Origin of the sequence: Buchnera aphidicola (Muscaphis stroyani) (genome assembly GCF_005080865.1) — a bacterium.
GTDB classification, from domain to species: Bacteria; Pseudomonadota; Gammaproteobacteria; order Enterobacterales; family Enterobacteriaceae; genus Buchnera; species Buchnera aphidicola_AG.
Window position 1 is genome coordinate 84,871 of record NZ_CP034861.1, and the last position, 16,044, is coordinate 100,914.

Here is a 16,044-nt window from a genome sequence, read left to right on the forward strand (position 1 = left end):
ATTTGTTTTCTTATTTTATCGCTCTTTTGTATGCTGAAACAATTTCTAATTTAGCATCTTTGCAATTTCCCCATCCGATTATTTTAACCCATTTTGAGTTGTCTAGTTTTTTATAGTATTTAAAAAAATGAAAGATTTGATTTTTAAGAAGTTCAGGCATATCTGATATGTCATTTATATTTTTATATTCCTGGCAAATATTTTCAACTGGAACTGCTATTATTTTTGCATCATTTCCTGATTCGTCGTTCATGTTTAATACGCCAATAGGTTTACAATTAATAATAGAGTTAGATTGTATTGGGTAAGGAGAGGGCACTAAAACATCTAATGGATCTCCATCAAGAGATAAAGTATTATTAATATATCCATAATTACATGGGTAAAACATAGGTGTAGATATAAATCTATCAACGAATAACATACCAGATTTTTTGTCTATTTCATATTTAACCGGAGATGAATTAGATGGGATTTCAATAATTACATATATATCATGTGGTATGTTTTTTCCTGCAGCAATATTTTTAAGATTCATTTTTTTTCTCTTTTATAGTTTTAGATGTTTTTATTTAATAAATTTAATCTTCTTATATTAGTAAAAATATTTTTTATAAGATAAAAAAATCAAGGTATACTAGTTTCTATTAACTGTATCATTCAAAAACAATTATAGCTAGAATTTATAAACATTAACTTATTAAAAATAAAAATTTTTAGATATTAAAAAGATTTTATGTTAAAAATATCATTAATTTAAAAAGGAGTATTTATGAAATCGAATCAAGAAATAGAAAAAGAAGAAAAGTTACTTGTTGATACTATTCAAAAAATATTAAATTTGTCTAGAGAAAAAATTTCTATTGAAGTATCGGCAAAAAAAACTATAGGTCTTAGTGTAAATATAAGAAATAGTATAATTGAAAATATAGAATTTAACAGTGATAGTTTATTATTAATGACTGTATATAATAAATTTTCTAAAGGAACTGTATCATCTAAAGATTTTAGTGAAAACGGCATTAAAAATATGTTAGATATGGCAATTAAAATTTCTAGATACTCTTCTTCTGATTATTTCTCAGGACTTCCTGAAAAAGAATTATTATGTTTAAATTCTATTGATTTAGATTTATTTCATCCTTGCGACTTTAGCGTTAAAAACGCTGTTCAGCTTTCTACTATGACAGAACGAGCAGCTTTTAAATATGATAAAAGAATTGTTAATAGCGAAGGTAGTTTTTTTGATAGCTGTGCAACTATACATATTTTTGGAAACAGCTTAGGAATTTTACAAAAATATAAATCTACTCGTTATTCAATATACAACTGTGTAATTTCCAAAGATAATCACTGTATGCAAAGAGATTTTGATTACTCAATATCTCGTAAAATAAACGATTTAAAAAAACCAGATGATGTTGGAAAAAACGCAGCTCAAAAAGCCATATCCCGAATAGGATCTAAGAAGATACGTACTATGAAAACTGCAGTTATTTTTTCTAAAGAAGTGTCTTCTTCATTTTTTTCTCATCTTGTTCATGCAATAAGTGGCGATAATATATGTCAAAGATCTACTTTTTTAATAAATGATTTAAATAAAAAAATTTTTCCTGAATGGTTAAATATTAAAGAATATCCTCATATAAAACAAGGATTAGGAAGCAGATTCTTTGATAGTGAAGGTGTGGCTACTAAAACGAAAAACATTATTAAAAATGGAGAATTAAAAACGTGGTTGTTAAACAGCTACAATGCTCGAAAAATTGGATTATTGAGCACAGGTAATTCTGGAGGTATTTCTAATTGGATTATTTCACATCGAAATGTGTCTTTTCAAGAACTTTTAAAAAATATGAATCAAGGAATTTTAGTAACAGAATTAATAGGTCAAGGAGTTGATATCATCAGTGGGCACTATTCAAGAGGAGTTTTCGGTTTTTGGGTTGATAATGGAAAAATTGAGCACCCAGTTCATGAGATTACTATATCTGGAAATTTGAGGAATATGTGGAGAAATATTGTGAGCATCAGTAATGATATTGAAAAAAGAAATAAAATTCAGTGTGGATCAATACTAATATCAGAAATGCAAATTTCTGGTAATTAATAATTAAATACTATTATATTTTTTATATCTAAATATAAAAAATAAAGGCAATAAATTTGTTATTTTTACACTATAAAATGTGATAAATTGAAATAATTTTAATAAAATTATAATTTCTTGATTTCGGAAGTTGACCTATAAGCCGGGTTCTGTTTTGAACAGTCATTTATCTAGGATAGTAATTGCTTACTAACTCAAGCAGCCTACCCAGGTTTTTTTGGTACGAGCAATACCAATTTATAACCTCTATTTGGCTTTGCTCCAGGTGGAGTTTACCGTGCCATAATTGTTACCAATTATGCGGTGCGCTTTTACCGCACCTTTTCACCCTTTCCAATATGTTTTTATTACAATAAAAAATATATTTGGTGGTTTTCTTTCTGTTGCACTAGTCATAAGCTCACGCTCTCCAGGAGTTACCTGGCACCTTGCTCTAAGGAGCCCGGACTTTCCTCTTTTTAGTTTTATAAAAACTAAACAGCGACTGTTTGGTCAACTTCAAAGTACATTATATATTTTTTTTAAAGAATTGTCATTTTTCTTGTTTTAATGCATATTGATATAAAATATTTTTTCTAATTTTATAAATTTTTGAGGTTGCTACAACCGATATTTTTAATGGAAATAGATTTCTTAAAATCTTAAAACAATTCAATATTTCTTCGGATAAAATTTCATTTTTTAGTTTTTTAAAACCATTGATAATAATTACTATTTCTCCTTTATAACGGTATTCATCTTCTCTCATCCATTTTAAAATTTTTTTGGCTTCTCCTCCGCGAATTGATTCCCATTTTTTAGTAATTTCTTTAGCTATAACTATGTGTCTATTTTGATCAATTTGATCTATTATATCTTGAATACTTTCGAGTATTCTGTGTTTTGATTCATAAAAAATTATTGTTCGAGTTTCTTTTTTTAAAGAGCGAAGTAAATCACACCTCATTTTTTTTTTTGAAGGAAGAAATCCTTCATAGCAAAAACGATTAGTTGATATTCCTGATGCACTTAGCGCTGTAATTGCAGCACAAGGGCCAGGAAGAGGTACAACTTTTATATTATAAGAATGGCATATTTTGACTAAAATATAACCAGGATCGTTAATTAACGGAGTGCCAGCATTTGAAACCAGAGCAATATTTTGACCTTTTTTTAATTTTTCAATTAAATAATTACTTTTTTTTTGTTCATTATGTTTGTTAATTAATGTTAAACTTTTTTTTATTTTAAAATTTTTTAATAAAATGCCAGTATGTTGAATACTTTCAGCAGCAATAATATCAGCATTTTTTAATGTATTTAAAGCTCGTTGGGTAATATCTGATAAGTTTCCAATTGGTGTTGGTACAATATAAAGAATGCCTGTATACAATAAATTCATCATTTATCCATTTGATTATGATTAAAGTTCAACATTTATTAGAAAAATTATTAATTTAATACTTTTTTAATTTATTTTTGATATGTTAAGTTAATATTAATATATTCGATTTTTAAAATATATAATTTTATAAATATTTTAGAGGTTTTTAAATTGAAAAGAGTAGTGATTACAGGATTTGGAATCGTTTCAAGTATAGGAAATAATAAAAAAGAAGTACTCAAATCTTTATATAACGGAATTTCTGGTATTACATTTTCTGAAGAAATGAAAAATGCAGGCATGAGAAGTCAAGTTTGGGGGAATATTTTGTTAAAAAATAAGTTTCATATTACAAATAAAGTATTTCGATTTATGAATAATGCTGCTATTTATGCGTTTTTGTCTATGAAAGAAGCAATAAAAGATTCAAATTTAAAAAATTGTCAATATCAAAAAAATTCTCGTGTTGGTTTAATTGTTGGCTCTGGATGTAGCTCTTCTAAGTCTTTTTCAAATAATTACAATTCAATAAAAAATAAAAAAAATATCTTAAAATCTACGAGTCCTTATGTTGCAATTAAATCAATGAATTCAGTAATTTCTGCATGTTTATCTACTTTATTTCAGATTTATGGAGTAAATTATTCCATTAGTTCAGCTTGCTCAACTTCTTCAAATTGCATTGGAAATGCATTTGAATTAATTAAATCAGGTGTACAAGATATTGTCTTTGCTGGTGGAGCTGAGGATATTAGTTTGGAATTAGCTTCTGAGTTTGACGCTATGAGAGCTCTTTCATCTAAATTTAACAAAACTCCTATTAAATCATCAAGAGTGTACGATGTAAACCGTGATGGTTTTGTAATATCAGGCGGCGCTGGAATATTAGTTTTAGAAGATCTAGATTGTGCTTTATCTCGATCTGCTTGCATTTATGCTGAAATAATTGGATATGCTACTACATCAGATGGTTCAGATATGATTTTACCTTCTGGAATTGGAGCAGAAAGATGCATGAAATTAGCAAAAAAAGAACAAAATGCATCAATTGATTATATAAACGTCCATGGTTCATCTACTCAAGTTGGTGATTTAGTTGAGTTAAAAGCAATTAAAAAAGTATTTTTAAATGATCTAAAACAACTAAAAATTTCAGCTACGAAGTCCATGACTGGTCATTCTTTAGGAGCTTCTGGAGTACATGAAATAATTTATACGTTGCTAATGATGAAATATAATTTTATAGCTCCAACTATTAATATTAAAAATTTAGAGCCTTATGCAAAAAAAATGAATATTATTCAAAAAACAGTTAATGTGATTATTAACACGGCTATGTCGAATAGTTTTGGTTTTGGTGGAACAAATGTTTCATTAATCATTAAAAAATATTAATATATTTATTAACATATTTAATTTTTCTAAATTTTATTTTAATTAAAATATATTTTCATGTAATAAGACATAAGCATTTTTTAATATAAATTAATGAATTGAAAAATTATGAGGATAAAAATGAATCAATTAAATGCGTTAAAAAAATTTACAACTATTGTTGCAGATACAAGTGATATAGAATCTATTCGTAAATACAAACCAGAAGATGCAACAACTAATCCATCCTTAATATTAAAAGCCGTGAATATAAAAAGTAATCAACATTTTATTGATAAAGCTGTAAAATATGCAAAACAGAAAGGAGGTTCGTATAGAAAAAAAATTATTAATGCGAGCGATAAGATTTTAGTAGATCTCGGAACAGAAATTTTAAAATATGTTCCAGGTTATATTTCTAGCGAAGTTGATGCGAGATTATCTTTTGATAAAGAAAAGTGTATTTTAAGAGCAAAAAAAATTATTAATATGTATGAAGAACAAGGTATTTCTCGTAAAAGAGTATTAATTAAATTAGCGTCTACATGGGAATCAATTAAAGCAGCAGAAGAACTTAAAAAAGAAAATATTTTTTGTAATTTAACACTTTTATTTTCTTTTGCACAGGCGCGTGCTTGTGCAGAAGCAAAAATATTTTTAATTTCTCCTTTTGTTGGAAGAATTTATGATTGGTATTTTTCTCAAAAAGAACTTTTTTCGTCTTTTTTAAAAGAAGATCCAGGAGTTTTATCTGTATCTAAAATTTTTCATTATTATAAAAAACATAATTATAAAACAATAATTATGGGAGCAAGTTTTAGAAATATTAAACAGATCTTAGATTTGGCAGGATGTGATCGACTAACTATTTCTCCTATTTTTTTAGAAGAGCTGGAATCAAGTACTGAAATAGTAGAAAGAAAACTTATTCCTTCTAATATTTTTTTTCAAACTCCAGTATCGTTTTCTGAAGAAGAATTTCGATGGGAACATAATCAAGATGCGATGGCTGTTCAGAAATTATCAGAAGGAATACGAGATTTTGGAAAAGATCAGTTATCTTTAGAAAAAATATTTTATAAAAAAATATAAATTTCTTAAATAAGTTTAATCATTTAAATTTTTTATTCATTAATTGGAAAAAATATGTGTTCACGAAAAGAATTAGCCAATGCAGTTCGTATGTTAAGTGTAGATGCAGTAGAAAAAGCACAATCAGGACATCCTGGAATGCCTATGGGTATGGCAGACATATCTGAAGTATTATGGAGAGATTTTTTAAAACACAACCCTAAAAATCCTAATTGGAGTGATCGTGATCGATTTGTTCTTTCTAATGGTCACGGATCCATGTTGTTATATAGTTTATTACATCTTACTGGATACGATTTATCAATACAAGAACTAATGAATTTTAGACAAATTAATTCTAAAACTCCAGGTCATCCAGAAGTAGGTGAAACTCCTGGTATAGAAACCACTACTGGTCCTTTAGGGCAAGGATTAGCCAATGCAGTCGGTATGGCTATTGCTGAAAAAAATTTAAGTTTTTATTTTAACAGAAAAAATTTTAAAATAGTTAATCATTATACATGGGCATTTGTTGGTGATGGTTGTTTAATGGAAGGAATCTCTCATGAGGTTTGTTCTTTAGCAGGGACTTTAAAATTAGGAAAATTAATTGTTTTTTACGACAATAACGGCATTTCGATAGATGGAGAAATTGCTAATTGGTTTACAGATGATACACCTCAACGTTTTAAATCATATCATTGGCATGTGGTAAAAGATGTTGATGGTCATGACTCTAAATCTATTATAAAAAGTATTGAAGAAGCGAAATCAATTAAAGATAAGCCTTCTATCATTATTTGTAATACTGTTATTGGTTTTGGTTCTCCTAATAAATCCGGAAGTTCTGAAGCGCATGGATCCCCTTTGGGAGAAAAAGAAATTATTTTAACACGAGAAAAATTAAAATGGAAGTATCCACCTTTTTATATACCAAGCAAGATTTATAGAAAATGGAATGCAATAGAAAAAGGTTCAAAATTTGAAGAATCTTGGAATAAAAAATTTGATTTATACCAATCTATGTATCCTAAATTAGCTTCTGAATATATTAGAAGAATGAACAATGAATTATCTCTAGATTGGTATGAAAAAAATATAAACATTATTTCAAATGCTCAAAAAAACCCAAAAAAAATTGCAAGTCGAAAAGCGTCACAAGACGCTTTAGAAAAATTTGGTCCATTGCTACCAGAATTAATAGGAGGATCGGCTGACTTGTCTCCTAGCAATTTAACTATGTGGTCAGGTAGTAATGCAATTAAAAGTAATTCGTTTGGTAACTATATTCACTATGGAGTTCGAGAATTTGGAATGAGCGCCATTGCAAACGGAATATCTAATCATGGTGGATTTATTCCATACACATCCACTTTTTTAATATTTGTTGAATATGCAAGAAATGCAGTTCGAATGGCTGCTTTAATGAATAGTAAACATATTTTTATATACACTCATGATTCTATTGGTTTAGGTGAAGATGGCCCAACTCATCAACCAGTAGAACAATTAGCTAGTTTACGAATGACTCCAAATATAGATGTTTGGAGACCTAGTGATCAAGTTGAAACACTAGTGGCTTGGAAAAATGCTATTGAGAAAAAAAATGGACCAACAGCAATTATTTTGTCACGTCAAAATTTATCTCAATTTCATAGAGAAAATTTAAAATTAAGTGATATTTCTTATGGAGCATATATATTATATGATTCAAAATCTCCGATTGATATTATTTTTATTTCTACCGGATCTGAATTAGAAGTTGCTTTTCTTGCTGCAAAAAAAATAGCTTCTTTAGGATATTCTATTCGAGTAGTTTCGATGCCTTCGACTAATGTGTTTGATAGGCAGGATGATAATTATAAAGAATTAATTTTACCATCTAGTGTTACTAAAAGAGTAGCAATTGAAGCTAGTGTAAAAGATTTTTGGTATAAATATGTAGGAATTAATGGTTTAATAATTGGAATGGAAGAATTTGGAAAATCTGCACCAGCAGATGTATTATTCAAAGAATTTGGGTTTACTGTAGAAAACATAGTAAATAAATCAAAGATTTTATTAGAATCGTAATTCTAAAAATATTTTCAAGGGGCTTTTAAAAGCCCCATTTTTTCATTAAAACGTTTATATTATGTTTAAAAATAAAGATAAAATAGGATAACCGAACATGGTTTGTGAAATTACTGAGCTAGCTAAAAAATTAATTTGCATTCCTTCCATTAGCCCAAGAGATTTAGGTTGTCAAAAAATTTTGATAAAGCGATTAAAATCCATTGGATTTCAAATCCAAGAAATTAATATATGTGATACAAAAAATTTTTGGGCTTTTAGAGGAACTGGAAAAACATTGACATTTGCAGGTCATACAGATGTAGTTTCACCAGGAGAAGAAAAAATTTGGAAGACAAGTCCTTTTGATCCTGTAATTCGAAATGGTATTCTCTTTGGAAGAGGGTCTTCAGATATGAAAGGAGCTCTAGCAGCTATGATTATTGCAGCTGAGAGATTTGTTAGTAAATTTCCAAATCATCAAGGACGTTTGTCTTTTTTAATTACTTCTGATGAAGAATCAAGCGCTGTTAATGGTACTTTAAAAGTAGTAGAGTATTTAATAAATAAAAAAGATACTATTGATTATTGTATTGTAGGAGAACCATCTAGTAGTCAAATTGTTGGTGATGTAATAAAAAATGGAAGACGTGGATCTATAACAGCTAATGTTAAAATTTACGGTGTACAAGGGCATATTGCTTATCCTAATTTAGCAGAAAATCCAATCCATAAAGGATTACCTGTTATTTTAAAAATATTATCTTTAAAATTAGATAATGGAAATTCTTTTTTTTCACCAACTAGCGTAAATTTTTCAAATATTCATGCAGGAAGTGGAAGTAGTAATATTATTCCAAGTTCTTTATTTTTTCAATTTAATTTTCGTTTTAGCACAGAAACTTCTGACAAAGAAATTAAGTTAAAAATTAAAGATATTTTAGATAAAAGCAATTTAAAGTATTCCATAGAATGGTTTCTATCAGGACAACCTTTTTTAACTAAATCTGGTTTGTTGTTAGATACTGTAATACAATCTGTTGTATATATAAATCATATTAATCCAATTATATCTACTAATGGGGGAACCTCTGATGGCAGATTTATTTCACTAATGAATGCTCAAATAGTTGAATTAGGACTACTTAATAATACCATCCATAAAGTCAATGAATGTGTCAAAATATCTGATTTAAAAGCATTAAGCCTGATTTACGAAGATGTTATGAAAAAATTACTTGTTTAAAAAATAAACATTTTTTGATGCAGAATATCATAAAGACACTCTGCATTTTAAGTGAAACATGATACAGTTTTAAACAATGATATTCTTGTGTTTCATTTTTAAATTACTTATATTTACATCAACAAATTTTTAAAATTTTTTTTATTTAATCGGCAGAATACTGTGATTTGATTGATTTAATTTTTTATTTTGGAGAGGCGTATTTATTTCATTTAGTATAATTAACATTTTTAATTCCTGATATTCATAATTTAAAACTCAATCGTTTTTTGTATTGACAACATTCAAATAAGAACCAGATGCTATTAATAAAAAAGTACACAATTAAATCAGTATTTTTAAAAAATATCTTTATATCTTTTGAAGATTGGCATATTTCATTGCTTTTTCAAGTTTTAAACAAGTAGAATTTGAAATTGGAGTTAAAGGTAATCTTAATGTATCATTTTTTATTAATCCTATTTTTTTCGCTAACCATTTTACTGGAATGGGATTAGGTTCTATAAATAAAGCTTCGTGCAATAATACAAGACGTTCATTAATAAATCTTGCTTTAATAAAATCTCCCTTTAATGCATATGAACACATTTTCGCCATTTCTTTTGCTGCTATATTCGCTGTAACTGATATAATACCTTGTCCTCCAAGTTGCATAAAATCTAATGCTGTTGCGTCATCTCCACTTATAAGTAAAAAGTTTTTTTTTGCTAATTTTTTAATTTTACTAATTCTTGATAGATCACCAGTTGCTTCTTTGATCCCTATTATATTTTCAAATTCAGATAATCTAGCTACAGTTTGAGGAAGTAAATCACAACCGGTTCGACTAGGAACGTTATAAAGAATTTGAGGCAATTTAGTGTTTTCTGAAATGGCTTTAAAATGTTGATATAATCCTTCTTGAGTAGGTTTATTATAATAAGGAGTTACAGTAAGACATCCTGAAACTCCAGATTTTTCAAATCTTTTAGTTAAGGAAATTGCTTCAGTTGTAGCATTTGCTCCTGTTCCTGCAATAACTGGAATTTTTGAGTCTGCTAACTCTAAAGTTAGCATAACAATATTTATATGTTCTTTTTGACTTAGAGTTGCTGATTCCCCAGTAGTTCCAATAGAAACAATTGCTTTTGTTTTATTTAGTATGTGATAATTAACTAGTTTTTTTAAACTAGAATGACAAATTTGACCTTTTTCATTCATTGGAGTTATTAATGCAACAATACTTCCTGTAAACATTTGTTTTCGCCTCTATAAAAAATTTATTTTATTTTTACATATATCTAAAATTAAGATAATAAATAAAAATTATAAATACTGTATTACTTTTTTATTTTTATAAAAATTTGATTTTTTGAAATTTATTTTAATAAAAATTATTTTTATTTATAAATATTTTAAGAAGTTACTGATTTTTTAGTAAAAGTAAATTTGTTAAAAATATTTTTTTAAAGATTAATTTGTCCACATTGAGCTCGAAATCTTAATATGTGATCCATTATTACAATTGCAACCATAGCTTCAGTAATTGGAACAGCACGAATTCCTACACATGGATCATGTCTTCCTTTAGTAACAATTTTTTTTATTTTGTGATTTTTGTCAATTGTATTTCCTATTTTTTTTATACTTGATGTAGGCTTAAAAGCAGCTTTTAAAACAATGTTTTCACCGTTACTAATACCTCCTAAAATTCCACCAGCATGATTAGTTAAAAATCCATTTGGAGTAATTTCATCTCGATGCTCGCTTCCCTTTTGCTTTATAGAAGAAAATCCATCTCCAATTTCTACTCCTTTTACTGCATTTATACTCATTAGTGCATGAGCTAAATCAGCATCTAGACGATCAAAAACTGGTTCTCCTAGTCCTATTGGTACGTTTTCAGCAACAATTGTAATTTCTGCTCCGATGGAATCTCCTGTTTTTTTTAAGTTTTTAATGAGATTTTCCAGATGTATAATTTTTTCTGAATCAGAGCAGAAAAAAGGATTTTTTTCTACTTCTATCCAAGATTTAAACGAACAATTAATATCTCCCATAGCTGATAAGTATGCTCGAATGATAATTTTATATTTTTCTTTTAGATATTTTTTAGCAAATCCTCCTGCTGCAACTCTCATTGCAGTTTCTCTAGCTGAGGATCTTCCTCCTCCTCGATAGTCTCTAATTCCATATTTTTTTTCATAAGTAAAATCAGCATGACCAGGTCTAAATAAGTCTTTTATATTATTATAATCTGATGAGCGCTGATCTTTGTTATTAATTATTAATCCGATACTAGTCCCTGTTGTGATACCATTAAACATTCCAGAAAGTATATGAATTTGGTCTGATTCACGACGTTGAGTAGTATATCGAGAAGCTCCAGGTCGTCTTCGATTTAAATCAAATTGCAAATCTTTGGAGCATATACTAATACCTGGAGGCATTCCGTCAATAATGCATCCTAATGATGCTCCATGTGATTCTCCAAACGTTGTTACACGAAATATATCTCCAATTGTATTTCCAGCCATTTTGTACCTTTTTTTAGAATAAATGTATAAAATTATAAAGAATAAAAAATAGAAATATTAGAATATATATGAATAAAAAAAATTTTTTAGTTTCATTTTTCAATTTTTTATTATTTTTGTATATTGAATAATGATAAATGTTTTATTTGTTGTTTTTCTAAAAACTAAATTATATAATTAATTAAAATCATCATACAAATTAAAAAATAATATTTTTAAAATATCAGATTATATTAATATTTTGGTAATAAATAATTATGAATAAAAATAGGCAATGCACTAATAATAGTGATATTTTATTCCGTAAATGGTTAGATAATACTCGTGAAATAGTACAAGATACAATATTTCATTCTAGAATTCATAAAGTTAATTCTAATACATCATTGAAACGTACTTTCTTAGAACAAGATTCTCATAGTCATTATTTTTCTAACAAAAAAAATAAGAATTTATTTAGATACGATCCTGTGTCTTACGTATGCAATAAAACTTTTATTCATGTACTAAATCGTTTAAAACAAGGAAAATATAACCCAGAAATTTTTTTAGATTTACATGGATTAACGCAGTATCAGTCACAAAAAGAACTTGCAAAACTAATGGTAGCGTGTCAGAAAGAAAGAGTTTTTTGCGTACATATTATGCATGGATATGGTGAGCATATTTTAAAAAAACAAATTCCTTTTTGGTTATCTCAACACCCAGATGTTATAGCTTTTCATCAAGCTCCTAAAATTCTTGGAAGTGGCGCTGCAATTGTAGTGATAATTAAGATTAGATCTTGTTAAAATAAGAATGAAATTGAAAATAATGTTTGTTTATTCAATAACATAAAACGTTTTTATTTTTTCATTTTTTTAAAAATTTTATAAGATTTATTTTAATAAAAATAATATCTTTATATGTTTAAAGTGTATAAAAATATTTTTTTGAAAACCCTTATTTTTGGGTTTTTTTATTTTTAAAATATATAAAATTTATAAATATATTATTTCCAGCATAAAATGTTAAGGAATAGTTATGTTTAATAGTAATCACGTTCGTATTGCAATGCAAAAAACAGGTCGATTAAGCAACGATTCTATAAAGTTACTTAAATCTTGTGGTATTAAAATAAATTTGAAACAACAAAAATTAATAGCTTTTGCCGAAAATATGCCGATTGATGTTATGCTTGTTCGTGATGATGACATCCCCGGATTAATAATGGACGGAGTAGTAGATTTAGGAATAGTTGGAGAAAATGTTCTTGAAGAAGAATTGTTAAATAGGATGTCACAAAAATCTGATAGTGACTATATTACTCTGAAACGTCTTGATTTTGGAATTTGTAAATTATCTTTAGCTGTACCTTATGATGCTAATTATTTTGGTATCACATATTTTAAAAATCTTAGAATTGCTACTTCTTATCCTTATTTGTTAAAAAAATATTTAGATAAAAAAAATATTTCTTTTAAAACATGCATGTTAAATGGTTCAGTAGAAGTTGCTCCCCGAGCTGGTTTGTCCGATGCAATTTGCGATTTAGTTTCAACAGGTGCTACATTAGAAGCTAATAGTTTGAGAGAAGTGCAAGTTATTTTTCGATCTCAAGCATGTTTAATTTCCAGAACAGGAAGAATTAATAGTGAAAAAAAAGAAGTAATTAATAAATTAATGACTCGTATTCAGGGTGTAATTAAAGCTAGAGAATCAAAATATATTATGCTTCATGCTCCTGTTAATAAATTAAAAGAAGTTGTATCTTTATTAAGAGGAGCAGAGAGGCCGACTATTCTAAAACTAGCTGGTGATAATAATCGAGTAGCAATGCATATGGTGAGCAGTGAAACATTATTTTGGGAAACTATGGAAAAATTAAAATCTTTAGGAGCTAGTTCAATTTTAGTTTTACCAATAGAAAAAATGATGGAGTAAAATTATATGATTTATTTTAATAAGATTGTTCATTGGAATGAATTAAATTTAGATGAGAAGAAAAAAATCTTATCTAGACCTAGCGTTCAAAAAAGTTTTTTAGTGAAAGAGACAGTTCAAAAAATTATCAAAAAAGTTAAAATTTTAGGCGATCAAGCTCTAAAAGAGTATACTTTATTATTTGATAAATGTCATATAAATGAGTTTAAATTGACAAAAGAGCAGATTAACGCATCTTTTTTAAAGATAAATAAAGATTTAAAACAATCAATTTTAATTGCTAAAAAAAATATTACATGTTTTCATCAAGCTCAAATTTCATCGGAAGTAGACATTGAAACTCAATTTGGAGTGCGTTGTCAGCAAATTAATTTACCTTTAAATTCTATAGGAATTTATATTCCAAGCGGAACAGCTCCTTTATTTTCTACTGTTTTAATGTTAGGAATACCTGCGGTAATTGCTGGTTGTAAGAAAATAATTCTCTGCTCTCCTCCTCCAATCAGTGAAGAAGTTCTGTATGCATCATATATATGCGGCATTAATGAAATATTTCAAGTAGGAGGGGCTCAAGCTATTGCAGCTCTTGCTTTTGGCACTCAAACTATCCCTAAAGTTGACAAAATTTTTGGACCAGGAAACAGTTATGTTACAGAAGCAAAATTACAAGTAAGTTCAATTTACAATGGACCTGCTATAGACATGTTGGCTGGTCCTTCCGAATTATTAATTATTGCTGATAATAAGTCTAATCCAGATTTCATTGCTGCAGATTTATTATCTCAAGCAGAGCACGGATTGTCTTCTCAAGTAATATTATTAACTCCTTATATTAATTTAGCTAAAAAAGTTATAATTTCTATTAATAATCAATTAATTAATTTATCTAGATTGAAAGAAATTACCAGTTCTTTAAAGAATAGCATAATCATTGTTACTGACAACATTACTGAATGTATAAATATATCTAATATTTATGCACCTGAACATTTGAGTATTCAAACAGAGCAGCCAAGAAAAATATTAGACAGTATATTAAATGCCAGTTCAGTTTTTTTAGGTTCTTGGTCTCCAGAAACAGCAGGTGATTACGCATCTGGAACAAATCATGTTTTACCTACATATGGGAAATCCGTTTCAAGCTCTTGTTTGGGATTAGCCGATTTTCAAAAACGTGTTTTAGTTCAGGAATTAACGTCTCAAGGTTTAATTAATTTATCTCATACTCTTCAGATTTTGTCTGAAGCAGAGAAATTAGAAGGACATAAAAATGCTGTAAAAATTAGAGTTGATTCTGTTAAAAGGAATATATAATGAACGATATAACTAAACTATTAAGAAAAAATGTTCAAAAATTAGTACCTTACCAATCCGCTAGACGAATTGGAGGTCATGGAGATGTATGGTTAAATGCAAATGAATCGCCTTTATCAACAATTTTTGAAACAGAAAAAAAAATGTTTAATCGTTATCCAGAATGTCAACCTAAAAATTTAATAAAATCATATGCTCGTTACGTTAATTTATCACCTGATCAAATTTTATCAACTAGAGGAGCTGATGAAGGGATTGAATTATTAATAAAGGCTTTTTGCGAACCTGGAATAGATAAAATTATTTACTGTCCACCTACTTATGATATGTATCAAATTAATGCAAAAATTGCAGGAGTAAAAATAGAAGAAATTCCTACTATAAAAAATACATGGAAAATAGATGTATCTAGTATTAAATTAAAATTAAATCAGGTAAAATTAATATATATCTGCAATCCTAACAATCCAACTGGTAACATTATATCGCAAGATACTCTCATAAATTTGCTGAAAATAACTTCTGGTAAATGCTTAGTGGTAATTGATGAAGCTTATATCGAATTTTCTCCAAACAATAGTATGATTAATTTTTTAAAAGAATATTCAAATTTAGTTATTTTAAGAACTTTATCAAAAGCTTTTGCTTTAGCAGGAATAAGATGTGGTTTTACTTTATCAACAAAAGAAGTTATAAATGCTTTACATAAGGTAATTAGCCCTTATCCAATACCTTCTCCTGTTTCAGATATAGCCGCTCAAGCTTTAACTGTAGATTCTATTAAATTAATGAAAAATAGAGTTTCAATTTTAAATTTAAATCGTTTTTGGTTAGTTAAAAAATTAAAAAATATGCCCTGTGTTAAAAAAGTATTTAATAGTCATGCTAACTATGTATTAGTTCAATTTTTTATGTTTGACAAAATTTTTAAAACTTTATGGAATAATGGTATCATTTTAAGAAATCAGAATCACAAAATAAATCTACGAGAATGCTTGAGAATTTCTATTGGATCTCGTCAAGAATGTATGCGTGTAATTGAAGAGCTAAAAAAGTTTGTTTAATCTCAACAATA

13 protein-coding genes and 1 other RNA gene are annotated in these 16,044 nt (G+C 27.5%); 9 read left to right on the forward strand and 5 right to left on the reverse strand.

The genetic code is table 11. The features are described 5' to 3' along the window. Positions 1–10: 10 nt before the first annotated feature. Positions 11–538 carry an inorganic diphosphatase gene (gene ppa / locus D9V75_RS00400; RefSeq protein WP_158343189.1) on the reverse strand — a complete coding sequence of 176 codons (528 nt, stop codon included), beginning with the start codon at positions 536–538 and terminating at the stop codon, positions 11–13. 234 nt (positions 539–772) lie between these two features. On the opposite strand from ppa, the gene pmbA reads away from it, so the two are divergent. Then, positions 773–2,110: a metalloprotease PmbA gene (pmbA, locus tag D9V75_RS00405; RefSeq protein WP_158343190.1), complete on the forward strand. Its 1,338-nt coding sequence runs from the start codon at positions 773–775 to the stop codon at positions 2,108–2,110. Between the two features lie 122 nt (positions 2,111–2,232). On the opposite strand, the gene rnpB is transcribed toward pmbA, so the two are convergent. Both rnpB and rsmI read right to left on the reverse strand, forming a co-directional pair. After that, positions 2,233–2,610, reverse strand: an RNA gene (gene rnpB / locus D9V75_RS00410) — RNase P RNA component class A. A 32-nt stretch (positions 2,611–2,642) separates the two neighbouring features. Beyond that, positions 2,643–3,491, reverse strand: coding sequence for a 16S rRNA (cytidine(1402)-2'-O)-methyltransferase (gene rsmI / locus D9V75_RS00415; protein WP_158343193.1), 849 nt, complete (start codon positions 3,489–3,491; stop codon positions 2,643–2,645). A 153-nt stretch (positions 3,492–3,644) separates the two neighbouring features. On the opposite strand from rsmI, the gene D9V75_RS00420 reads away from it, so the two are divergent. The 4 genes from D9V75_RS00420 (at position 3,645) to dapE (ending at position 9,216) form a co-directional block, all read left to right on the forward strand. Next, positions 3,645–4,868: a beta-ketoacyl synthase N-terminal-like domain-containing protein gene (locus tag D9V75_RS00420; protein ID WP_158343195.1), complete on the forward strand. Its 1,224-nt coding sequence runs from the start codon at positions 3,645–3,647 to the stop codon at positions 4,866–4,868. A gap of 120 nt (positions 4,869–4,988) precedes the next feature. Beyond that, positions 4,989–5,939 carry a transaldolase gene (gene tal, locus D9V75_RS00425; protein WP_158343197.1) on the forward strand — a complete coding sequence of 317 codons (951 nt, stop codon included), beginning with the start codon at positions 4,989–4,991 and terminating at the stop codon, positions 5,937–5,939. A gap of 54 nt (positions 5,940–5,993) precedes the next feature. Continuing rightward, positions 5,994–7,991, forward strand: coding sequence for a transketolase (gene tkt, locus D9V75_RS00430; RefSeq protein WP_158343200.1), 1,998 nt, complete (start codon positions 5,994–5,996; stop codon positions 7,989–7,991). 97 nt (positions 7,992–8,088) lie between these two features. Then, positions 8,089–9,216 carry a succinyl-diaminopimelate desuccinylase gene (gene dapE / locus D9V75_RS00435; protein WP_158343203.1) on the forward strand — a complete coding sequence of 376 codons (1,128 nt, stop codon included), beginning with the start codon at positions 8,089–8,091 and terminating at the stop codon, positions 9,214–9,216. Positions 9,217–9,567: 351 nt separating this feature from the next. Here the strand turns inward: dapE and dapA are convergent, their stop codons facing one another. Next, complete coding sequence (dapA, locus tag D9V75_RS00440) at positions 9,568–10,452, reverse strand: 4-hydroxy-tetrahydrodipicolinate synthase (protein ID WP_158343205.1); 885 nt, start codon at positions 10,450–10,452, stop codon at positions 9,568–9,570. A 209-nt stretch (positions 10,453–10,661) separates the two neighbouring features. Further along, positions 10,662–11,732, reverse strand: a complete 1,071-nt coding sequence (aroC, locus tag D9V75_RS00445; RefSeq protein WP_158343208.1) for a chorismate synthase — start codon at positions 11,730–11,732, stop codon at positions 10,662–10,664. A 257-nt stretch (positions 11,733–11,989) separates the two neighbouring features. Between aroC and smrB the strand changes: the two genes are divergently transcribed. The 4 genes from smrB (at position 11,990) to hisC (ending at position 16,033) form a co-directional block, all read left to right on the forward strand. Further along, the gene (smrB, locus tag D9V75_RS00450) at positions 11,990–12,523 is read left to right on the forward strand and encodes an endonuclease SmrB (RefSeq protein WP_158343210.1); all 534 of its coding nucleotides are present in this window, start codon (positions 11,990–11,992) and stop codon (positions 12,521–12,523) included. 232 nt (positions 12,524–12,755) lie between these two features. Continuing rightward, positions 12,756–13,655 carry an ATP phosphoribosyltransferase gene (gene hisG, locus D9V75_RS00455; protein ID WP_158343212.1) on the forward strand — a complete coding sequence of 300 codons (900 nt, stop codon included), beginning with the start codon at positions 12,756–12,758 and terminating at the stop codon, positions 13,653–13,655. Positions 13,656–13,664: 9 nt separating this feature from the next. Beyond that, complete coding sequence (hisD, locus tag D9V75_RS00460; protein ID WP_261979443.1) at positions 13,665–14,969, forward strand: histidinol dehydrogenase; 1,305 nt, start codon at positions 13,665–13,667, stop codon at positions 14,967–14,969. Further along, positions 14,969–16,033, forward strand: coding sequence for a histidinol-phosphate transaminase (gene hisC / locus D9V75_RS00465; protein ID WP_410051786.1), 1,065 nt, complete (start codon positions 14,969–14,971; stop codon positions 16,031–16,033). Before hisD ends, hisC begins: the two co-directional genes overlap by 1 nt. Positions 16,034–16,044: the final 11 nt, after the last annotated feature.